We start from the raw sequence: 23,175 nt of genomic DNA on the forward strand, positions 1-23,175 counted from the left end.
TTGTTTATAGTTTAGGCTTCACGGGTATAATATTCCCCTCGGCATCAAAATACATCTGATCGATGCAAACTTCACGGTTAAAACCTGCTGCATCCCCCATTGTGATCCCATTTGGATAATTAAATCTATGGTAAACGATATACCATTCATCTTTCCCAGGCACCTGGAGCACCGAGTTATGGCCAGTACCGTAAATGCCTTTTGATGGATCTTTCTGTAGAACCAGATTATTTTCTTTGATCTCGATAGGGCCAAGTGGAGACTTAGATGTTCCATAACGAACACGGTAATTTTCACTTCGCGTATCATCTTCTGACCACATAAAATAGTATGTTCCTTTTCTAAAAAACACATAACAACCTTCCCTAAAAGTCTTATCAGTGTTTAAGGTTTTAATGCTGTTGGGCTTCAACGAAATCATGTCATCGTTAAGTTCTGCTACAGCCAGGTAGCCATTTCCCCAGTATAAATAACTTTGTTTTGTTTTTGGATCGGTAAATACGGCTGGATCGATTTCCTGGCCACGTTTAATGCCATCTGGCTTGAAGTTTACCAATGGTTTTCCAGAATCTTTAAACGGCCCTGCAGGATGATCAGCAATGGCAACACCAATTTTTTGCGCAGCGGTAAAGTAATAGTAATATTTATATTTTCCTTTCACCTTTTTCTCGGCTATTGTTGGCGCCCAGGCATTTCGGTCTGCCCAACTCACATCTTTTTTCAAATCTAAAATAACGCCTTCATCTATCCAGGTTTTTAAATCAGGAGAAGAAAAAGTTTTAAAATAAGAACCGCCCCATCCATCAAAGCCATCACTGGTTGGATAGATGTAATATTTTTTTGTCTGGTTAGAATAAATTACATCTGGATCAGCATAAAAACCATCTAATACTGGATTTTTACGAAAAGCCAATTCTATTCCTTTTGGTGTTCCCCAACGGGCAGTAACATTAAGCATTTCCTGGCGTGAAAGTGGAATAATGGTGCCATGTCTTGGATGGAAATCCATCGTTACTTCATGATCGATTACTTTAAACTTATCCAAATCTAAACTTTCGCAAAACTGATATTTCCCTTTTCCGTAAACATCATACATTAGGATATATTTATCAGAATTGTTTAGCTTAAAAACACCCGAACCTTCAACAGCATCTTTGGTTTGCTGTTTGTATCCATCCTGCTCAATCCATTTTCCGCTCGTTAACGAATCGGTGATGGCCAGTTTTATCCCGTTTCCATTCCCTTCAGTTTTGTAAAAGAGATAAAACAAGCCATTCTTATTGGTGATGTCTCCATCGATACAAGATTTGCCATTTTTCGGCGTGAAGAGGACTTTTGGTTCTGAAGTGAAGCCATTAAAATCATCATTTGCATAGGCATAGTAAATGATATCAGGTCCTTGATCATGTTTCATCGACCAGTAAACCATATATTTTTCTTTTGCTGGATCGTAAATGGTTTGTGGGGCCCAAACCCGTTTTAAATTTTCCTGCCCTTTATAAAGTTGCTGAATATTAACAATGGAATGTTTCCAGTTCACCAAATCAGTTGATTTAAGCATCACCATTGCCCGGTTAGAATCCCAACCTTTTGAAGAAGTCATATCGGTAAGCACCATATAAAAGGTTTTACCATCTACGCCGCGAAGAATATGAGGGTCTCGAATTCCACCAGTAGAACTGATTTTATCAGACGCTAGTACCGGTTGATTATTGTTTAAAGCTTTATAGTTGTATCCATCGGTACTAATGGCATAACAAAGTGCTTCATCGCTTACGGCATTGCCTTTAAAATACACAAACAAATAACCTGCATAATCTTTATCGGCAGGCCCTGCCTTGTACTGTTGACTAAAAAGATTGAATGGTGAAAAAAGCTGCAGCAGCGCAATAAAGAAGATTCGGAATTGTAGTTTGTGGGATGTCATCAATTTTTCAATAGAAAGTGCTGAAAATATAAGGAGGCATATTTCCAGCACTTAAGTTAATTTATTTTAAGCTAATTTTTTGTACCGGCGAATAAATATATTCTCCAGCCGAGGTAGATTTAACCCCTACTCTGGCATAAACAAAGTCGAGATTTTTTAAATTATCAGGCAAAGCACCTGAAGAAATTTGCAGTTGCTGCCCTAGAACTACGTTGCCTAAACTGGCATCTACCCTTACTTCCCGTTGTACCTGATCGGTTAAAATCGACTTGCCAAGATATAGGCGTACAAAATCTAGATTGGCAGTAGGCACCACCTTATTCACAACTAATTTCGCAATAATACTGGTTCCAGATTTCTCAAAAGATTCTGCTGTTATGGTAAAATATGGTGTTACCGGAACATCAAGATTCATATTTGCAGTTAGGTTAACGCGAACAGTATCTGTTGCTTGTTGCAACCATGGCGCATCTGCCCGGCGTACCAACTTGTATTGCCCTGCAAACAATTTAGCAGAAAAGCTTCCATCCTGTTGCATGTAAACCGTAATGGGAGAACGCAGCGGAAAGCCATCTTGCCAGAGTTCGAGCTGTGGCCCATTATTTCTCACACTAAGTGCACTACCTTGATAAACTACACGACCCGATAAAGTAAGCTGTGGCGCATCGAAATTATCGTATCCGCAGCCCGACAGAAACAGATTGGCAGCTGCAGTTAATATGATTAAAAATTTTAGTTTCATAATTTGTGTTATTGGAAAGGATTTCTAACAATTTTTGGATTGTTGTTTAAAACATCTTGTGCAATTGATGAATAATAGTTCGTCATACGGAAAAACCTCGCCCGTCTGAAACGTGTTGGTCGTACTCTTGCGTAGATGTATTTGCCATTATCTGGATGCCCAGGACGTATAACCCGGTAAGAATACAAGCCCATAACCACTGCATTTGGATCAGTTTCTGAGCCATCCCAAACCAGGTGGGCAATACGCCATCTTTTCAAATCAAAATAACGGTGATCTTCAAAAGCAAGCTCTACACGGCGTTCGTTACGAATGATGTTATTGGTTAATGCGCTAAGGCTATTTGCCGGAAAACCAGCTCTTGCTCTGATGGAGTTTACATAACCCAGTGCTTCGGGCCTGCCTAATTCAAAAGCAGCTTCTGCAGCATTCAGGTAAATTTCGCCCAGGCGAAACCATGGCCACCAATTTGCTGCAGATGTACCTCTGGTACTTGCAGCTGGCGCATCGCTAACCATTTTGCGAATATAAAATCCTGTATTACTTACATCAACAGCATCATCTTTCGGCCCGTCAAATCCTGTCCAGGTTTGACCATCGGTATAGTTTTTACCCAGCTCGGCCGAAGTAGATAGTTGATAGGAAGTGTTATTCCAAACAGCAACACCTGCCTGTAACCTTACCGGACTGCTTTTAAATGTAGTACCCGGGTAAATTACTGTTCCAAATAAACGGGCGTCTTTTCCAGCAAAAATATCTATAGGGTTACTGTAAGCGATGTAATCACCACTCGCATCTTTATCACGTAAAGTTCCTCTGGTTCCGTCTAGATAATCAAAACTTTCTACCAAACTTAATGAAGGCGATATTGCAGAAGAAGCCTCATTATCTTCCGTCATGCTTTTTACAATATTATCGTAAGTAAAACGATGAACTTTTAAACCAACCGCAAAGTCTTTAGCAAAAATTACCTCACTACCGGTTTTTTTATTCAGCATGTCATAAAAATTGCCGCCCTTATCTGCGTTTTCATTAAACAAAGCAAAAGGACCACTCATAATTTCTTTCGAGGCCGTTAACGATTTGTTGTAATAATCTGTAGCCATCGCAGCTGGAATGCCAACTTCGCCGCCTGGGGTACTAATTGGCGCAGCCATTAAACTGTTGTACTTTGCAATCGAAGCTGCATATAACATCGCTCTGCTTTCTAGCGCCAGCGCAGTATATTTGTTTGCCCGGGTTTTGATCCCGTTATTCGTAGCAAGATCATTTTTAATCGCTTCCATTTCGCTGTAAATGAAATCGTAAACTTCATGTTCTTTAGCTCTTGGAGTTTGTAAAGGCGTCGGGTCACCACTAAAATCGTAAATCAACTGTCTGGTAACCAAAGGCACTCCACCCATCCGCTTCACCATCTCGAAATAAACAAAAGCCCGCATGAAGCGCATTTCTGCTTTGAAAAGGTTTTTCTGTTCAGCAGTAAGTTTGATACTGAACTGCTCTATGCTTTCAAGCGAAAGGTTCAAATCACGAATTAGCCCATAATCCCAGTAGCGGCCATAATCACTTCCGTACTGAAAATCATTTTTCCCATTTTGATCACGTGTGCCAGACCACATGGCATCGTCAATCTCGGTCATACCGCCGGTGTTAAACACGCCATGTAAGGATGGTAAACGATCGTAATAATTGGCCAATTGCGACGTAACTAGTTTAGGGTCGTTCCACAATTGTTCATCGGTGATGGTTGTTTTAGATTCACGTTGAAACCATTCATCGTGCTTGCAGCTAACAAGCCATAAGCAGGAAACCACAATACCTATATATATTTTTTTCATCTTTTTGCTTTGTTAAAAGGTTACATTAAAACCGGCCATAAATACTCTTTGCTGAGGATAAACTACCGCTGCTGCTGCTTCAATTTCCGGATCAATCTGGTAATCTTTCACATTATCGAAAGAGATCAGGTTTGAGCCATTTACATAAAAGCGGATTTTTTGCGCTTTAATTTTCTGCGAAATGGTTTGAGGCAGTGTGTAAGCCAATTCTAAATTCCGCACACGTAAATACCGTACATTAGTTAACCAGAAATCGCTGTTTCTACCGTTCGGACCACTATTTCCATTACGTATTGCAGGATAATATCCCGGAATCCATTTACTGTTTCTATCGTAAGGATCTTCACGGTGCCATCTATCTTCTAATAAATAGGCTGGCGAATTACCTCCACCATGGAAAGCGTTTCTCAATTCATAATCCTGGTTCCACGACTGCATGCCGCCACCAGCAAAATCAACATTCAAATCAATTCCTTTGTAGTTTAAACCGATTCTTCCACCAAAAGTGATGATTGGCGCCCATCCTGTTGGATAACCAATCGGACGCTCATCCATTTCGTTGATTATTCCATCACCGTTAACATCTTTGTAAATAAGATCGCCCGGTAATTGGTTTCTATTGTTATTACCATCATTATTAACCGGATAGTTACGAATTTCTTCTTCTGATTGGAAACGACCAATTACCTGGTAGCCCCACCATACACCACCCCAACGATCTTCGGCAGAGTTTCTGTATTCATTCAAAGAGTTGCTGAAACGTGGTTTGTACGATTCAAGGTTTTTGAACCTCGAGAAAGTAACGTTACCGCTCACTACATAATTTAAATCTCCAACTTTGCTGCTATAAGTAATGATACCCTCTGCGCCATAGTAGCCATTTTTACCTAAATTTTCATTTGGCAACTCATAACCGACTTCACTTGGCAATAAAACATCATATTTTTTTCCAGGAAAGCCGGTACGGATAATTTTAAAGGCATCAGCAGTAATGGTTAGTTTGTTATCGAACATGCCTACATCGATACCGATATTGTAGTTGGTGTTTTTAACCCATGATAGATTCCTTATTGGAAGTGATTTTGGGCGAATACCTGGATAAAAAGTACCATTCAAAATAGCGCTTCCCGAACCGAAGTTATAACCAGATAAATAATCAAGCATTCCAACACCCTCTTCTAAACCTGTCTGACCAACAGATGCTCTCAGTTTTAAATCGTTAACTACATTTTTTATTGATTTGAAAAATGGCTCATCAGAAATTCTCCATCCTAAACTGGCGCCTGGGAAAAGACCCCATTCTTTACCTTCATAGTATAAATAAGATCCATCATAACGACCCAAAACCTCAACAAGGTATTTTCCTTTGTAGTTGTAATTGAAACGACCAATGAAACCTGCTCTCGCCTCGTATGACCACCCATCAGCGATGCTGTTTAATTCTGCAACCTGATTAACCAAAGGAATGTAGTTGTTGGTTGGATTTGAACCAATCGCATTGTAGGTTCTGTCCCAGTCAGAACGTTCGTAACCAGCCATTACAGAGAAATTATGATCTCCTATTTGTTTGGTATAATCTAACTGAAATTGGGCGAAACGTGATACTGCAACTCGGTCGGTTTTGTATCTCCAGCCAGAGTTGGTTCCATTGCTTCGAACATAGTTGTTGTTTTCGTAGCGATATACATCATAAGTATATTGAAAGCCATCAAACTTATTATTCGTGTAATTATATGAAACCGTTCCTTTAGCAGATAAACCAAACTTAGTTTTATAAGATGTAGTTAAATTTACGTTTCCACTTAAGTACTTATTGTCTTTATAACCTGCAATATCTCTACTGAAAATGGCCGGATTATAGGCAAATTCATTTGTTTGGTTAGGATAAAGTGGATTATCGTTGGCATACGGACCAACAGTTGGTCGGTTTTTGAAAATGGACAATATTGATGAAAAGTAACCGTCGCCGCCAGGCAAACCAACATCTTGCGTATTTTCTTGTCTGCCAGAAATTTGTGCCCCAACGGTTAGACCTTCTAAAATGGTCGCCTCCATGTTGGCTTGCAGATTGGTCCGTTTGTAGTTAAAATCTTTAATTACAGCATCCTGCGTTAAGTGACCAACAGAAAGGAAATAGTTTGATTTTTTGGCACCACCAGATACGTTTGCATTAATGTAACGTTGAGGGATATTTTTACGAAGTACAATGTCTTCATAATTATAACCCTGATAACCTGGTAAGGTTCCGGCCTGCCATTTCGCCAACTCTTCACGTGTATATACTTGCGTGGGGTTGCCGTTCGGATCATTCTGCGCTGCTTCCACCAATCCCCGGGTATATTGCGCTGCGTTAGCCATGGTAGGGAAACGCGTTAGGTTTTGCCAGCCTTGGTAGCCGTTAATGTTAATTTTGGCTACTTCATCTCTCGAGCCCTTTTTTGTAGTGATTAAAACTACACCTTTTGCTGCACGAAAGCCATAAACAGCTGCTGCAGCATCTTTCAAAATAGAAATACTTTCAATATCTTCCAGGTTTAAAGCGTTAAAAATATCGGCACCAGATGCATTCTGAGTACCAACCCAATCCGTACCACCCTCACCACCATAAGCTACCCCATCAATTACGTACAATGGGTTACCCATATTCCGAATTTCGATACTCGCACCTCTACCCGGACGAGCATCTTTTGCCCGAACCGATACACCTTGTACTTTTCCGGCAAGCGCACCAGCAGCAGTGGTAGATGAAGTACGTACAATATCTTCAGCTTTAATATTACTTACCGCACCAGTAATGTTCCGTTTAGATTGTTTACCGTAACCCACTACAACAACCTCATCCAAACCCTGATCATCGCTTTGCAAAACAATATTTAGTTGCATTTTGTCGGTTAGCGTAATGCGTTGATTTTTGTACCCGATGTAAGTTACCAGTAAGGTACCTTTAGTTGCCGTAAGCTGGAACCGGCCATCGGCATCTGTAGTTGTGATTTCTCTCGGAACAGAACCTTCTACCAAAATAGTTACTCCCGGAAGAGGCTCATTTTGTTCGGTTAATACTTGTCCGGAAATCTTACGTTGTGCAAATGAATATGTGGGAATACCCCATAACATTACGCAGAAAAAGAAAATTTTCAGGATTCTCATATTATATTTGGTTTAAAGTATAAGCGTTTTGAATAGCGATTATTCGTCCGGTTACAGTTGATGACATTCGAATTCGTTTCGAGAAACGATCAAATTAATTTCTTTCGTTTTGATAATTCCTTGAGAAATATCAAATCAAAAGAGGTGAGTTAGCCTCGTAAGTTGTGGAGGGTAGCTGCTCATCAATGAAAGGATTTATAATTGGTTTTCGGAATCAAACTTAACTGATTTAATCAGGCATGGACATACACATATCCGTCAATTAACATTTAATTTTTCGTCAAAAGGAGTCAAAATGCGCCGTATAGGCTGTTTTAGCAATATTTATAAATAAAGTTTGCCTTCGATTCTCGGATTAGTTTTTATAGAGAAGCAAATGTGATAAGAGTGTTCTATCACCTTTGATGACAGATCGGTTTCTGGAACTTTACTTACGTGTTGACTTGTCGCTAATACATTTTTGTTACAAGATCAGTTAATTGTATAGCTGCGTAATATTCCTTTGCGAACCATACTTTCAAAACCAAAGCTAGTTTACAAAAACAAAAAAAGGCAGGTTATTTTTGTAAATAACCTGCCTTGTTCTTAACAGAAACGGCAATTCGAAAATTCTATCACCTTATTGTTTTGTTGCCGAAATTTGGCTTCCTCTTACATTGTTCGATTTTAAAAGGCATCAATCCAACATAACATAGTAAGTAAAGTATTTATGGATTAACATCCAATTTTTTCCCCGCGAGGTCTTCCCATCTGTAAAAATGGAAGGTTTTATCATCGCTCATTGCCACCAATAGCCCATGTTTAAAGTCGGCATTCAATGGTACTGAAACTATATCAATTCCATCAGTTTGATTTGCAGCATATTTAATGGTGGCTATTAGCGGATGTTTATTCACAGCGCCAGCCTGCCCAGTCCGGTTGTAAACTTTTAATTGTTTGGCACCTTGATCTGAAACTAAAATGTAGCCATTGTTCCCTTTGGTTTTATAAATCGCAATCCCTTCATTGTCCACAGCAAAATCGCCTTGCCCAAATAAGGAAAGTTCCTGATTTCCCTTCTCTGGATCCGCATGATACTTACGCACACCAAACTGCTCATCGCAATAATAAATATATCCAAGTTCATTGTCTACCGCAATGGCCTCAATTTCTTTCTTACCACTGTACTTTCCAAACTTTCTTACCAGGGTTGCTTTTACCATTCCTTTACCATTATCTGATAACAAGTACTGCCACAAATAACCGCCCTCTTTTGGTCCTGATTTTCGGCCAACAACAGCATAAATTTTTCCGTCAGCATTAGTATACATTGCAATACCCATTAAATCCCTAAACTCAGCCTGGGTTTCTCCTTCGAAAACAGGTATTCCTCCACCATCAACCGGTTTCATATCTGGAAGACTGTAAATTCTCAGCTTATGTGTGTAACGCTCTGTAGTTACCGCGATATCTATTTTTTTCCCGTCGAGATCAAGTCCATAAGCAATATCTACATTATCAGGTCTTTTTAACCCTTTAACAGTTTTTGCAGGGATAATTTTTCCTTTGAGGTCAAAAACGTACAAGCCTCCTTTGGTATCTTTATCTGTTCCAATAACTAACGATTGCGCCGGGTCTTTCGCATTTACCCATATAGCAGGATCGTCAGTATCAAAATCAACAGGATCAGATATGTATAGCGGCTTTACTGCATCCTGATCTACTTGTTGGGCAGTTCCATTACAGGAAAGAATCAGACACAAAAGGCCTGCTGTAGCAACATTTATGATATTCGTTTTCTTCATTTTAATTTTTATTTCCATATGCGCCAACAAAGGTAGATGGCGCTGGTGAAATGTAAGTGATACCGTTTTTCATTACGATGCCTGCCGCATGATGACGGGTGAAATTGGTAATGCCTTTAGCCAATGCCGGCGAATTACCTTGCAAGTGGAAATCCCATGAAGTATTGAAATCAGCATTGTTCAACGCCGTATTTAACGGATAGTTTACAAATTTGGGATCATTTTCTCCAGCCACTTTACTAATTACGTCATTTTTTCCACCTATCACATCATTGCTTCCCGGCTGAAACTGATTCACCGTTACCTGATCAAAACCATAATACCAGTTATTGCTATAAGCTGAACGGGCATCCTCAGGTTTTTTAGGATCTCTTTTTATCCCAAAACGGGTGTTGGCAAAAAGGTTATTGTACAAATCGGCACGAACAGTGCTTTCCACCCAAACAGAACCGCCTTTGGCTGTTGGTCTTCTCCAGCCTGTATTCACCAAAGTATTATTGTAAATGATGATATAGGTTTGTGGCGTCTTATCTCCGGTATTCGAAAGTTTCAGTGCATTGGTATTTGTACTATAAACCAGATTATAAGCGATATCGGCTAAACAGCCAGATTTGAAATTCATCGCTTCGCCACCGGTAACCCCTGTGGTGTAGAATACATTATTTGCGAAAATGATTTTTCCGCCCTCAATGTAAGTACAATCCTCCTGAAGATTCCTGAACACCGTATTTTGCACCACTAATTTTCCTTTTGCATTGGAGAACCATAATGCTGGTAAATTTTCTCCAGCAACTGCCTTGTAAAGTCCCATTTTTACTGATGTTGATGCATCAGAAGTGGTTGAACCTGCATATTCAATAACGGCATGATCCAACACCAGCTCCTCGCAGGTTGGGCCTGCTAAAATACCTCCCCATAGTTTACCAAATTTCTTCTTTGCAGTTTTATAAAATTCATTCACCGTAAACTTTATTGGATTTTCGGCAGTTCCCAATGCGTACAAATTACCTTTTACTATAATTTCTGGCTTAGCAAGGGTATCCATCAATACCGTTACCCCCTCTTCAATAGTGAGCGATTTGCCTTCCGGAATAACGATATCACCCTTAATTACCTGGGTACTTCCTTTTGCCCATACGCCTGAAACTTCTCCAATTGCCGAACCATCTACAACTGTAGTATCCACATCGATATTTGCTTTTTCGCAGCCGGCAAGTGCCAGCAGGGCAAGCATTAGCAATTTAAAAATCTGATTTGATTTCATGTTTTTATTTTTAAAAATTTAGCTTAATTAAACTTGTATCTAAAGCCGATCAGATAATTCTGGCCGTAATAATCACTTCTCACCAATGTATTTCCATTCTTTACCAAATCTTCATTGATCTTGTTATTCTCAGGATTGGTTCCTTTGATAAATAGCTTCGTTGGCGTATTTAAAATATTGTTTGCCTTTAGGAAAATACTAATGCCGCTTTTAAATCTTTTCTCTGCCGAAGCATCCATCTGGATGAAGCCTTTTTGCCATAGATCATTGTTTAAAAACTGAGAAACCGTGTTAATCCGTGGTCCTGTGTAAGCCCCGGCAATCTGCGCATCCCAGCCTTTTTTGGTATCCTTAAATAATAAAGAAGCATTGGCAATATGTTCAGATTGACCGTATAGTGGACGTTTCTGGTCAACCGAAAGTGCTTGTATATCGCCAGTGGTTGGGTTGATGGTTCTGGTTGTTTTTGGTGTGATAATGCTTGAATGGGTATAAGTGTAATTTGCCTTCACTCCTATCTTACTGAAGTATTTGATATAATCTACCTCTGCACCATAGTTTTTAGCGGTTCCAAAATTGCCAGGAGTGTAATAAATGTCCTGTCCGCGAACAGCATCTGCCCGGAACGTATATTCAATTGGATTTTTTATGCGTTTATAGAATGCTCCTACAAGCAATTGTTCTGATGCACCCGGAAAAAGTTCGTACCGCAGGTCAAAGTTATCGGCAAGCGCTCGTTGTAAATCGGGATTTCCACGTTCCTGAAATTCCTCATTTACTACTTTGCCTGGTACAATTTCGTAAAAGCCTGGGCGATTAAGCGCTTTGTAATATGAAGCATGCAACTGTGCCTTATCTGTTAAGAAATATTTAGCTGTTAAGCTAGGCAACACATCTGTATAAACCTGTTGCCCTTTTGGAAAAGTCTCGCCTGCAGGAAAAAGCAGATTATAGCCTTGATTGGTGTGTTCTATCCTTGCACCTCCGGTAATTTCTACCTTAGCCGCTGTATATTTGAACATGCCATAACCTGCTGAGATTTTTTCGGTTGCATCATAAGTAAGCGGATTCGCTACAGCACCTGGTGGGTTGCTGACCACTAAATTAAGCTCGGTGTAGTTTTGATAATCAACACCGTAAACCTTACTCACATCTGCAGCATTTGGTGCGAGGGTGTAATTGTTAAAAAAGCTACTTCTCTGTTTATCACGGTATAAACCACCAACCATAACTTCTAATTTGTCAGCCCCAATATCAAAGCGGTAGCCTAAGTCTAGGTATCCTGCTAAATCCTCGTCGGTATTGCGTTCCCATCTCCGATTTACGGGCGAGGTATTCACCAAACTCAAACGGCGACTCTGGAAATTTTGCTGTATACCGTTTAAACTGATACTTGTATTTTCCGGTACATCGTTTTTTGCAGATGAATAAACTGCTGACCATTGAACTTTAAATTTCTCATCAAAAAATTTATGGTCGCCGTGAAGTGTACTGTTATAAATTTGTTGCTCGGTTAAACGGCTACGGGTATTGTAAACCAGTTCGGCATTTCCTGCAGTTGGATTGTAAACACCATTGTAGGTTGTGGTCACTGCATCTCTAAGCTGCTGGTTTTTCAAATTAACGTACACATTGTAAAGGCTTAACTGGTGATTTTTGTTGAAAACATAGTCGACTTTCCCATGTAAACCGGTGCGTTGCTGCTGTTCTGAGAATTCCCTGTAGCTTTTATTGGTGATCACTGCAAAGGCGTCCGTCCCGTTTACGGCTGTATTATAAAAAGTGCTGTTGCTTCCGCGGTAGGTATTTTGATAACTTCCAGCCAGTACCACACCCAGTTTATTATCTAAAAATCTCTGGCTTAACGATAGGCTACCAATTAAATTAGGTGCCGGATTTTTATATTTGTAATCCAGTGTAGCCTTCGTAAAATCATTCTGGGTGGCGTTATAATTTTTTCCGTTCAACTCATAAGGGGATTTATAGTTGATATCTGAAGAATTAAAACTGGCAAATTTTCTGTCGATAAATAGTTGGCTATAGCCAGATGCGATGTTGGCATTTAACTGAAATTTACCAGGAGCATTTTTCATCACCATGTTAATACCGCCACCAATTGCATCTCCTTCCAGGTTTGGGGTTAAGGTTTTGTAAATCTCCAAACGATCAAGCAAATCTGATGGAAACAAATCAAGAGGTATATAACGGTATTTATTATCCGGACTTGGAATCTTCACGCCATTTACCAAAGTGTAGTTATATCGCTTGTCCATCCCGCGAAGGATGGCATACTGCCCATCTCCATTACTGTTCCGTTCAATGGAAACGCCAGAAACCCGTTGCATCACATTCGCCACAGTTAAATCAGGCGAGATCTCAATTGCTTTTCCAGAAACAATATTCATGATCTGAGTTGCGTTTTTTTCCAATCTGCGGGCGCCCTGATCGGTAGAACTAACTACATTTGATTTGATGGTCACATCGTCAAGGGCTTTTGAATCGCTTTCCATATAGAACTTCAAATGCTCATTATCTTCTTTCTCCACCATAATTGTTTTCGTGATGGTTTGATAGGTGATGTAACTGACGCTAATTTTAGCCGAACCCGTTACCATTCCTTTAAACTCAAATGTTCCATCCAAACCGGTGTTGGTTACGCGTCTTGGGTTTTCAAGCACTACGGTGGCACCAACTATCGCTTCTCCGGTTTGCTTATCATAAACGTGCCCTTTTATTTTAGTTGCCTGAGCGGTGCCAGCACAAATAAGGAGTAAAAACAGAATTCGTAAAAGTTTATTCATTTGTTTGGTCAATTGTTTTTATTCTTGACGGAGCAAAGGTGTGTACACACTTCGATACCGAAAAACTTTCGGGGTTACATAAAGGCAACACCGTTAACAAGAGCGTATATAAAAAAGCAACAACATAATATAAACAACTGGTAATCAAGTAAATAACACTAAAGCAAAACGCCGTTATGCTTTTATTACCGTTACATTAACAAATTGTTAAGCAGAGAAAATCAATTCAAAACGAAATTTTCAGACCATTGATGTAACGATTAAAGCGCCTGGATAAATGCCGATAAATTATCGCCCTGCGCCAGATTTAGTTTTTTTCTCAACCGATATCTCGAAACTCTTAAACTATCGGTAGAAATACCCAATAAACTGGCGATATCAGTCGAATCCAGATTCATTCGCAACAAGGCAATTAAACGCATATCGGCTGAAGTAAGTTCATTGCTAAACTTTTTTAAGTTTTTCAGGAACTGATGATGAACCTGCTCAAAAGCTACGGTAAACTCCTTCCAGTTCCTTTCATGATTGAAGCTTTGGTTGATTTCAGTCAGGATTTGGTTCATCTGTTTTTTCTGATCTCGTTTATCGTCTTTTACCATCGCCTGCAGGGTATTGCGAAGGTTATCGAGGAACTGATTATTTTTAATCAGGTTTAGGGTATGCGTAGAAAGCTCCCTGCTTTTCACTTCCAGCTGCTGTTTTAAATTTTGCTCTTCTAGCTGAAGATTTTTAAGTTCAAGGCTGGTCAAATCGTGCTCAATTTGATTTTGCCTGGCTAGCATTTTCTGGTCTTTTAATTTCAAACGTTGCCTGCTAAAAACAACAAATCCAAGTACAACAAGTAAAAGTATGACTACTGTTGCAGAAAAAGCCAGGATACGGTTGATCTTTTTATCAGCCTGCAATTGATTAATCTCATCCGATTTTTTATTGAAATCATAAATAACCTGTAAAAAAGCAACTTGTTTGGCACCATCTTCCGAATATAGGTCCAAAGTGTACTTATAACCTAACTGAATATAGTGGTAAGCGCTGTCCATTTGGTTTAACAACTCATATGCTTTGCCCATATCCCTGCAGCAAGAAGCCAGCTGATAAGCATTCCGCAACTTGCCGGCAAGTTGCATCGCCAACCTGGTTTCCACAATACTTTCCTTATATCGCCCGGTTTTGCGCAGGATATCTCCTAAGTTGTTAATCACTTCAATACTGCCCAGTTCATTTCGATCCTCCTGATACAAACTGAGCGATTTTTTAAAGTGACTGCCAGCCAGATCATATTTTTCGAGATCTTCATAAATGCTACCCAGATTTTCGTAAATCTTCGCAGCTCCGCTGATGTCATTTGTCTTTACAATGATTTTCAGTGCCAGTTTTTGGTAAATAAACGCACTATCAAAGTTCCTGCGCTTTTCGTAAAGCTGGCCAATATGGCCATATACGGTTGCCTGACCTTTAGCGTGATGCTGCTTTCTATAAATATTCAGCGCCAAGGTGTAATTCTTCATCGCTTTTTCTGGCTGCTTGAGATAATAATACAAAATTCCCATATCACTTAGGTTATCTGCGAGTGATAAAGGTTTATTATGGGTATTGAAGATTTTCTCTGCTTTTAAAAAGAAGTCCAATGCTTGCCGAAAATGCCCTTGTCGATAACATACCCTGCCCATTTGTTGCAAGCACTCTCCTTCCAAGATTACATTATTCTGCTCAATAGATGCAGCATATCTCTTTTTAAGTTCGGTAAGCGATTCAAGTGGTTTTTGCGGAATGGTATCGCGGATGCTGTCGAATCCGACATCTTGCCCAAAAGCACCCAGCGCAAAACAGAGTAACAGGAAGCAGGTAGCAAAATAAATTTTCATGCTGATTGATTTTTCGACAAAGAACGATCAGCTGTGTTAAATTAAGATTAATAAGGCAAAGAAAATATGGTTGAATGGAGCGATATTCGCCGTGAATATTGGAATCTGATATCCAATATACGAATATTGTTGTCGCCTGAGATAGATAGTCTACAATTGATGGAATCGCGTAGAATTAGTTTTTTTTAAATGATTACTGGCGCACTGCAGGTTAGTATTACAGCAGCCAATAAATCATCATGTGCTTTCACTAATTCCGTCGTGCCTGCGCAACGATGTCTTGTGCTATTTTAGTTCCATATTGCTCAAACTTCACTTTATCTTCAGCATTCATTTTGATTTTTAAAGCTGCTATTTTCTCTTTCCATGGCGCAAATTTCTCAGCCATTTCTTTGCCTATCTGTTTCATTTTAGCCTGATCTCCATTAGCTAACTTTGCTTTCTGCTGTGCTTCTTTCATGCCTTCTTTGAAATAAGTAAACCATTCTTGTGCTTCCTTTTGAATTTCAGGCGAAGAAAATGTTGGCATGCCTTTCATCGCTTCATCTACATTTACTTTATTCGCCTCCAGTTCGGTGTTTGGGTTTTTTGAAGCGTTCTCCGGAGCTTTTTTATCATTATTACAAGCGCTTAATGCAACTACAGTGGCGAGCGAAAGAAAAATTTTGTTTACTGTTTTCATATTAAATAATCGATTAAATGTTAGCATTTATGTTGATGATTGGTGTGTGCTCAAGCTAAATTTGAGGCTAAAATCTACTTGTTTGAATTAAACCTCTCGTATTTGGCGATGCATTGTTCCTGATAGTCGAAATTAATGGCGTCGCCGAACGTCTCTAAATAAGTTTTCGGATAGGTAATTTCAGAATTTATCAAAGTTGTTAATGTTTTACCTTTTACTTCTCTTTTAATTACTCCAACATATTTGTTGGTTAACAAATTAATGCTAGACTCAAAAAGCCCTTCATTGGGATGGTCTCTGCCGAGCAAATCATCCGTTCTACGCATTTGCACCAGTTGCATTTTTTTAGCCGCTTTGCTATATAAAAAAACGCTGATGAAACCTGAACGGTCATAGTTGTTCCAAAATTCAAATCCATTTCTTGTAGCCACCAAGGTATTACCAAAATTTAGGTAGTCAATAGGGTTGCTTATTACTAGTTTATATTTCTGAGTGGATAACCGCAAAACCAATGCTTTCCGGTCACCATCAATACGGATAGTGTCCTTCTTTAAGTCACCATCAAAATCCTTCACAATTTTTCGGGTGCTTTGCGCAAAAACTGTCAATGTTAAAAACGTCGACAAAAACAAAAGAGCGTATTTTAGTTTTTTCATTAGCTTCATAGATCTTGATTAAAGATGGAGATTATTATTTTCCATTTACGGAATGATTGGTATTTGACGTGTTTGGTTTATCATTCGTTGGATATGATATAATATTCGCGTCAAACTTTCTTCTTCGAGTGAACGAACCATACTCATGATTCCATTAATCAACCTAATCGTTAATGGGATCTTTACCCCTATTGATTTTCCTTTTAAAATGATCGGCATAGATCAATTGACCTTAAATCCTTATCTTCATCCCAAATCATTCTTACAATATGAAACACATTAAATGGGGCATTATTGGCTGTGGCGATGTAACAGAAGTAAAAAGCGGACCTGCTTTTAATAAAGTTCCTAACTCATCGCTGGTTGCGGTAATGCGGAGAGATGCCATAAAGGCTGCAGATTATGCCAGGCGCCACGGTGTAGCCAAATGGTACGACAATGCAACGGATTTAATTAACGACCCCGAAGTAGATGCCGTTTATATTGCTACTCCCCCACTTCAACATGAGGAATACACCATTCAGGCGCTTGCGGCTGGAAAACCTGTTTATGTAGAAAAACCAATGGCTATAAATGCGGAGGCCGCTAAAAGAATGGCTGCCGTTGCTAATCAATATGGCGTAAAATTAACCGTGGCACATTACCGTAGAGAACAACCGCTCTTCTTAAAAATTAGATCTTTGTTGGCAGAGCATTCCATTGGCGATATCCGCTTTGTTAATTTGAAAATGCTGCAACCCAAACAGAACGATTTAATTGCAAAGGCAGAAGACAATTGGCGCCTGAATCCTGCTGTTGCAGGAGGTGGATTATTCCATGATTTAGCGCCGCACCAACTCGACTTAATGCTTCACTATTTTGGCAACACCAAAAGTTTTCATGGCATTTCAGTTAACCAGTCTGGAGAAGAAAACGTAGATGATTTGGTTACCGGGCATATTTTATTCGAAAACGACATTGTGTTTACCGGCGTTTGGTGTTTTACGGTTTCCAACGGAATGAACGAAGATATCTGCGAAATTTACGGATCAAAAGGAAAGATAAGCTTCCCAATGTTTGGGCATGAGATAAATTTGACCATCAAAGAAAAAACAGAAACACTGAAATTCGAAGCGCTTCAACATGTAGAGCAACCCATGATCGAAAAAGTCGTGTCCTATTTTCTCGATCAAGCAGAAAACCCATGCAGTGCCGAAGAAGCCATCAAAACAATGGAACTGTTAGACGGATTTACATTGAAATAAAAATGAGCCATCGCCCTGTCAATAGTATAACGCGGTATTTACACAAACACATTGTTTTATAAGCCACCGATATTTAACTTTGTGCTACCAAACAGCTGTTAAAAGCTTATTGCCAACCAATCATCCATCTATTATGAAAGAGTTAACTTTTATTTTATTCATCTGTTTCACTGCTTACAAAGCAAAAAGCCAAACCTTAATTTTAGCTAAAGATGCAGCACAATATGTGGGTAAAAGTGTAAGCGTGTGTGATTCTGTTTACGGAACAAAAGCATTGGAAAAGTTAAGCTTGATAAATCTTGGCGGTGCTTACCCTAAAGAGCTGTTAACTGTTGTTGTTAATAAAGAAGACCAAGCCAAATTTACTTCTGAACCGGCTTCGATGTTTATGGGCAACAATATCTGCGTTACGGGTGTGGTTACCGAATTTAAGGGCAAGTATCAAATTGTTGTTACTGAACCCAAGCAAATTGTTGTAAAGTAATTAATCAATGATAACGGGAATGACAGCCATTTTTGCAGCTTCAATAAATAAGGCGATTTGATTAACGCAAAGCGATAACTTTTCTTTAACCTCATGCTCCCAAAAGCGCATTACCGTATAACCTTTTGCGGTTAGCAGTTCGTTTACTTCCTGATCCCGCTGTATATTTCGTTCGATTTTTGGAATCCAAAACCCTTTATTGGTTTTAATTATAGCTTTTCTATTCTCCCAATCGAAGCCGTGCCAAAAATCACCATCAACAAAAATGGCCAATCGATATTTATTAATCACTATATCAGGCTTACCAGGAAAACTTTTGGGATGAATGCGAAAGCGGATGTGTTTTGCCCAAATCGCTTTACGCAACAATAATTCGGGCAGGCTATTTTTCGCACCAATTTTCGCCATATTTTTGCTTCTGCCCGGCGTGGTGTAAAAACCTGCACTTTCTTCAAAGCGAGGAACTTTTATCGCTTCTTTATTGTTGTATGGCTTCCTATCCATAACTAATAAACTCATTTTTATAGGGCATTGTTTACTACAGCCGCTGCAAACAATCTCTTTACAGCATGTGTTTCTAATAAAATTCAGTTCCATGAAAAAGTTTATCTATTCATTCTTATCACTTATACTTGCAATAAGTACAAGCACTTTCGCTCAAAAACCGCAACAGGATACTACAAAACGATATATCAAAACTCCTACAGGATTTTTTATGGTGCTGCGCCAGGGTGATGATGTATTGGCGCAATTGGAGAATTTTGCCCTCAAAGAAAACATCCCAAGTGCAAGTTATTCGGGAATGGGTTTCGTAAATGCGAAATTTGGTTTCTTCAACTTCAAAACAAAGGAATATGAGCCTAAAGAATTTGAGCGTGTAGAATTGGCAAGCATGAGTGGCTCAGTAGCCTGGCAAAATGGTAAACCTTCACTACATACTCATGGAACCGTAACCGGAAAAGATTTTAAAGCCTATGGCGGGCATTTGCTTTCTGCCACAGTAGGAACCGGATCAGTAGAAATAACTATTACTGTACACCAACAGAAATTAGAAAGAGTAAAAGAAGAACCCCTGGGTGCTAATGTTTTAAACCTGGGTAATTAACTTTTTGCATAAAAAGTGTTTGGCAATCATTGGAAAATGATAGTTTTGAAACATTCAACCAATCTTAAATGCAATTAAAACGTAATACAGGCCTTATCATCTTATTTCTATTGATTCTGGCTTTCACCATTTTAAGTATTTTTATTGATCATAACCCGATATTGCCATTTGATACCCGGGCTTCTTTATTTATCCAACATTACCAGGCAGATTGGCTGGATAAACTAATGCTCGCTATCAGTTTTTTTGGTGAATTGCCGTGGTCGTTGATATCTGTTCTGGTAGTTGCGGCTATTTTTTACTGGCAAAAATATAAACGTGAAGGCTTGTATATTGCGTCTATTTTAGTGTCGGGGCTGATTATTCTGGCGATCAAAAATCTGATCAACCGCCCACGGCCTACTGCATTCTATGTTCGTTTAGTGGAGGTAAATAGGTTTCAAAGTTACCCGAGTGGGCATGTGTTGTCTTACGTACTGTTTTTTGGCTTTCTGATTTTTTTGATGGACCGTCTGCCTACTATTCCAAAAGCTACCCGCAACGTTGTCACTTATCTTTCTGCATTTCTGATGATCTTTATTGCACCCTCGAGGATATATTTAGGTGCACACTGGTTTACAGATACATTAGGTGGATTTTTACTAGGATTAATATGCCTGTTCCCATTGTGCTACTTCTATCTTAAAAAGGAAAACACAAGTACAAACTCAAATTAGGCAGCTGATTCCAATTTTTCCTTTTTCCTTATCCTACTTAATGTTTCTATTCGCATTCCTAAATAAGTAGCTAAAAATTTAACTGGTACTCGGTTTTTCAGTTTCGGATTACTGAGCCTAAACTTATTGTATCTTACTTCTGCAGACGGTATTCTGCACAAAATAGAGCGCTCTTGCGACATGTTGAAATGAAGCGCGAGTAGCTTTCTTGCCAAAATATTCATTTCAGGATATTTCTTGTAAAGTGCATCGATAAAAGAATATTCTAAAACTAATAATTCAGAATTTTCTAGTGCTTGAAACTGTTCCTCATAGACGGATTGAGCCACTCCAGGATTACGAACGTGGCCTACTATGTTATTTTCATCAGTTATTACAGTAGTAATATCTTTTCCATTATCTAAAATAAATCCTCTAACAATACCTTTTAGGACAATAAAAATGCATTCCTCACCAGTATTATTTATACTCGGAATCAGCTCATTTTTTTTGACAATAATTTGAAAGGTTTTTTTTCGAGCTAATGCAATTACCTTCTTACTAAGGGGATGAAGGCTATTTAAAAAATTAATCAAGCGCTCGCCGTCATCTTTAATGTGGCTCATAAAAACAAAATCTAGAGTTAGGGGTAATTCTACTGCAATGTATTATTTGTAAGTAGATTTTCCAAACAAAATATGATGGCTTAAACTATTTTTAGATAGATATTCTTGAAGATGGACATTTTGGAAAATTTTAATTCTTCCGTCAAAATCCAATGATTAAATTAATTTAACATATTCCTAAAAATTTCTGATAATTTTGTGGCATGATGAATCAAAAACCAAAGGCTTTTCTTTTCGACTTAAATGGCACTATGATAAATGACATGGAATTTCATAACCATGCATGGCATTCCATCCTAACAAAAGATTTGGGAGCGAGTATTACTTTTGAAGCGGTTAAGAAGGAAATGTACGGCAAAAATCAAGATCTTTTGGAGCGGGTTTTTGGTGTCGGTCACTTTTCGCAAGAACAAATCGACCAAATATCAATCGAAAAAGAACACCGTTATCAAGCCGCATACAAAAAACATTTAACGTTGATTTCTGGCTTAGATCAGTTTTTAGAAAAGGCAAAAGAATCAGGAATATTGATGGCCATTGGCTCGGCAGCAATACCCTTTAACATTAATTTTGTGTTGGATAATTTGAATGTTCGATCGTATTTCTCAGCCATTGTGAGTGCAGAAGATGTTGAAAATAGCAAACCAGATCCAGAAACGTTTAGCAAAGGCGCTGCGCTTTTAGGCATCGCTGCAGAAGATTGTGTAGTTTTTGAAGATGCGCCAAAAGGTGTAGAAGCTGCACAAAATGCAGGAATGAATTGTGTGGTTTTGACCACAATGCATACCGCCGATGAATTTTCGGCATACAACAACATCATCGCGTATATAGAAGATTATAACGATCCTGCTTTGCAGGAGTTATTTTAAACAAAAAGAACTGCTTAATCGCAGTTCTTTTCGTTTGGTCTAATCAGATTAATTTGAAAATTTATAAATAGAACTCGTCTTGTAAACTTGCCCAGGTTTTAATACCGTTGAGGGAAAGCCAGGCTGATTTGGAGAATCAGGAAAATGTTGCGTTTCCATACAAAAGGCGGTTCTAAAATCGTCTTTACTTCCTCCTTTAAATTTATTTTTGCTTTGCATAAAATTGCCACTATAAAATTGTAACCCAGGTTCTTGCGTGTAAACATCCATTACAATTCCAGATTTATCTCCTTTTACACTTGCAGCCTGGAACATATTCATAGCCTTTGTTTTGTTGAGCACATAATTGTGGTCATATCCTTTGCCAAAAGTTAACTGCTCATTATTATCCTTAATTCTTGCACCAATGTTAGTGGCCGTAGTAAAATCAAATGGAGTGTTTTTAACTTTTTCAATCTTCCCGGTCGGAATTAGTGTAGAATCAACAGGTGTATATTCATCGGCAAATATCTCAACCTCATGATTTAAAATATCACCACTCCCCTCACCATTTAAATTAAAAAATGCATGATTCGTTAAATTTAATACGGTAGTTTTATCGGTACTAGCCTGATAGTCCATCTTCAGTTCATTATCATCCGTTAAGGTATAAGTTACCGTTACTTTTAGGTTTCCAGGGAAATTTTCCTCACCATCTTTTGATAAATAATCGAACTGAATGGTGTGTTCGTTAATTTGCTTCGCGTCCCAAACTACATCCTGGTAACCTTTTTTACCGCCATGCAAAGTGTTTTGCCCATTGTTTGTAAATAACTGATATTTTTTCCCATCCAAAGTAAATTTCCCTTTGGCTATTCTATTGCCAAATCGACCGATAGTGGCACCAAAATAGGGCTCGGTGGAGTTTTGATAGTCGGATACACTCTTAAATCCTACCACTACGTCGACCATTTTTTTATCCTTATCAGGCATCAATAAACTCACTAGCCGCCCGCCATAATTGGTAAAAATAGCTTCAGCTTGGTTTTTGTTTTTTAAGGTATAAAGACCTGTACTTTTACCATCAATTTCTTTTTGAAAAGAATCTGCAACTAATTTTACAACAGTTATTGAATCAGTAGTTTGTGTATTTTCTTTGCTGGATTTTCCGCTTTCAGACTGGCAGGAAGCTAAACCTAGTATAGCAAGAAAACATAGACCTGTAAAAGATTTTATTTTCATCATTTAATAATATTGGGTTAGATAATTGGCTAATAGAAGCTTATTAATATTTCTTTTATTACAAATAAAACGATTTAGATCTATATAGTGTGATCGTTTTTTGTATCTATTGTGATATAGAAAGAAGAAACATAATTCCCCTTCTGATCAAACTTGGTTTGATTGCGAAACTTAATTATAAATTAAACTTATATTCTGTTTATTATTGCCAATAACTTCAAAAAT

The 23,175-nt window shown here is 38.6% G+C and carries 18 protein-coding genes; 5 read left to right on the plus strand and 13 right to left on the minus strand.

Annotated elements, in window-relative coordinates; genetic code table 11:
- Positions 1–4: 4 nt before the first annotated feature.
- The 10 genes from ASE92_RS10790 to ASE92_RS10835 all read right to left on the minus strand — a co-directional run bounded on the left by ASE92_RS10790 (position 5) and on the right by ASE92_RS10835 (position 16,706).
- Positions 5–1,927: a family 43 glycosylhydrolase gene (locus tag ASE92_RS10790; RefSeq protein ID WP_056850118.1), complete on the minus strand. Its 1,923-nt coding sequence runs from the start codon at positions 1,925–1,927 to the stop codon at positions 5–7.
- 61 nt (positions 1,928–1,988) lie between these two features.
- Positions 1,989–2,669 (minus strand): DUF3823 domain-containing protein, encoded by a 681-nt coding sequence (locus ASE92_RS10795; RefSeq protein WP_056850119.1) that lies wholly within the window; start codon positions 2,667–2,669, stop codon positions 1,989–1,991.
- 8 nt (positions 2,670–2,677) lie between these two features.
- Positions 2,678–4,507: a RagB/SusD family nutrient uptake outer membrane protein gene (locus tag ASE92_RS10800; protein ID WP_056850120.1), complete on the minus strand. Its 1,830-nt coding sequence runs from the start codon at positions 4,505–4,507 to the stop codon at positions 2,678–2,680.
- A 12-nt stretch (positions 4,508–4,519) separates the two neighbouring features.
- A complete protein-coding gene (locus tag ASE92_RS10805) occupies positions 4,520–7,654 on the minus strand; it encodes a TonB-dependent receptor (RefSeq protein WP_056850121.1) in 3,135 nt (1,044 codons plus the stop codon).
- Positions 7,655–8,361: 707 nt separating this feature from the next.
- Positions 8,362–9,438: a phytase gene (locus ASE92_RS10810; protein ID WP_056850407.1), complete on the minus strand. Its 1,077-nt coding sequence runs from the start codon at positions 9,436–9,438 to the stop codon at positions 8,362–8,364.
- A gap of 1 nt (position 9,439) precedes the next feature.
- Positions 9,440–10,702: a hypothetical protein gene (locus ASE92_RS10815; protein WP_056850122.1), complete on the minus strand. Its 1,263-nt coding sequence runs from the start codon at positions 10,700–10,702 to the stop codon at positions 9,440–9,442.
- Between the two features lie 23 nt (positions 10,703–10,725).
- Positions 10,726–13,503: a TonB-dependent receptor gene (locus ASE92_RS10820; protein ID WP_056850123.1), complete on the minus strand. Its 2,778-nt coding sequence runs from the start codon at positions 13,501–13,503 to the stop codon at positions 10,726–10,728.
- 260 nt (positions 13,504–13,763) lie between these two features.
- Positions 13,764–15,368: a tetratricopeptide repeat protein gene (locus ASE92_RS10825; RefSeq protein WP_056850124.1), complete on the minus strand. Its 1,605-nt coding sequence runs from the start codon at positions 15,366–15,368 to the stop codon at positions 13,764–13,766.
- 250 nt (positions 15,369–15,618) lie between these two features.
- A complete protein-coding gene (locus ASE92_RS10830; protein ID WP_056850125.1) occupies positions 15,619–16,050 on the minus strand; it encodes a hypothetical protein in 432 nt (143 codons plus the stop codon).
- A gap of 74 nt (positions 16,051–16,124) precedes the next feature.
- The gene (locus ASE92_RS10835; protein ID WP_056850126.1) at positions 16,125–16,706 is read right to left on the minus strand and encodes a hypothetical protein; all 582 of its coding nucleotides are present in this window, start codon (positions 16,704–16,706) and stop codon (positions 16,125–16,127) included.
- Between the two features lie 269 nt (positions 16,707–16,975).
- Here ASE92_RS10835 and ASE92_RS10840 point away from each other — a divergent pair, with 269 nt between their 5' ends.
- The gene (locus tag ASE92_RS10840; RefSeq protein WP_056850127.1) at positions 16,976–17,950 is read left to right on the plus strand and encodes a Gfo/Idh/MocA family protein; all 975 of its coding nucleotides are present in this window, start codon (positions 16,976–16,978) and stop codon (positions 17,948–17,950) included.
- A gap of 133 nt (positions 17,951–18,083) precedes the next feature.
- The gene (locus ASE92_RS10845; RefSeq protein WP_157255715.1) at positions 18,084–18,434 is read left to right on the plus strand and encodes a hypothetical protein; all 351 of its coding nucleotides are present in this window, start codon (positions 18,084–18,086) and stop codon (positions 18,432–18,434) included.
- Here ASE92_RS10845 and ASE92_RS10850 read toward each other — a convergent pair whose 3' ends face one another.
- A complete protein-coding gene (locus ASE92_RS10850) occupies positions 18,435–18,953 on the minus strand; it encodes a very short patch repair endonuclease (protein ID WP_235527344.1) in 519 nt (172 codons plus the stop codon).
- A 76-nt stretch (positions 18,954–19,029) separates the two neighbouring features.
- On the opposite strand from ASE92_RS10850, the gene ASE92_RS10855 reads away from it, so the two are divergent.
- Positions 19,030–19,539, plus strand: coding sequence for a PPC domain-containing DNA-binding protein (locus ASE92_RS10855; protein ID WP_056850129.1), 510 nt, complete (start codon positions 19,030–19,032; stop codon positions 19,537–19,539).
- A 68-nt stretch (positions 19,540–19,607) separates the two neighbouring features.
- Positions 19,608–20,255: a phosphatase PAP2 family protein gene (locus ASE92_RS10860; protein WP_056850130.1), complete on the plus strand. Its 648-nt coding sequence runs from the start codon at positions 19,608–19,610 to the stop codon at positions 20,253–20,255.
- Here ASE92_RS10860 and ASE92_RS10865 read toward each other — a convergent pair.
- Positions 20,252–20,860 (minus strand): Crp/Fnr family transcriptional regulator, encoded by a 609-nt coding sequence (locus tag ASE92_RS10865; RefSeq protein ID WP_056850131.1) that lies wholly within the window; start codon positions 20,858–20,860, stop codon positions 20,252–20,254. The genes ASE92_RS10860 and ASE92_RS10865 overlap by 4 nt on opposite strands.
- A gap of 206 nt (positions 20,861–21,066) precedes the next feature.
- Here ASE92_RS10865 and ASE92_RS10870 point away from each other — a divergent pair, with 206 nt between their 5' ends.
- Entirely contained in the window at positions 21,067–21,729 is a 663-nt protein-coding gene (locus ASE92_RS10870; protein WP_056850132.1) for an HAD family phosphatase, read from the plus strand.
- 48 nt (positions 21,730–21,777) lie between these two features.
- Here ASE92_RS10870 and ASE92_RS10875 read toward each other — a convergent pair whose 3' ends face one another.
- A complete protein-coding gene (locus tag ASE92_RS10875) occupies positions 21,778–22,953 on the minus strand; it encodes an aldose epimerase family protein (RefSeq protein ID WP_056850133.1) in 1,176 nt (391 codons plus the stop codon).
- Positions 22,954–23,175: the final 222 nt, after the last annotated feature.

The sequence above is a fragment of the Pedobacter sp. Leaf41 genome (genome assembly GCF_001422545.1).
Classification (GTDB): domain Bacteria; phylum Bacteroidota; class Bacteroidia; order Sphingobacteriales; family Sphingobacteriaceae; genus Pedobacter.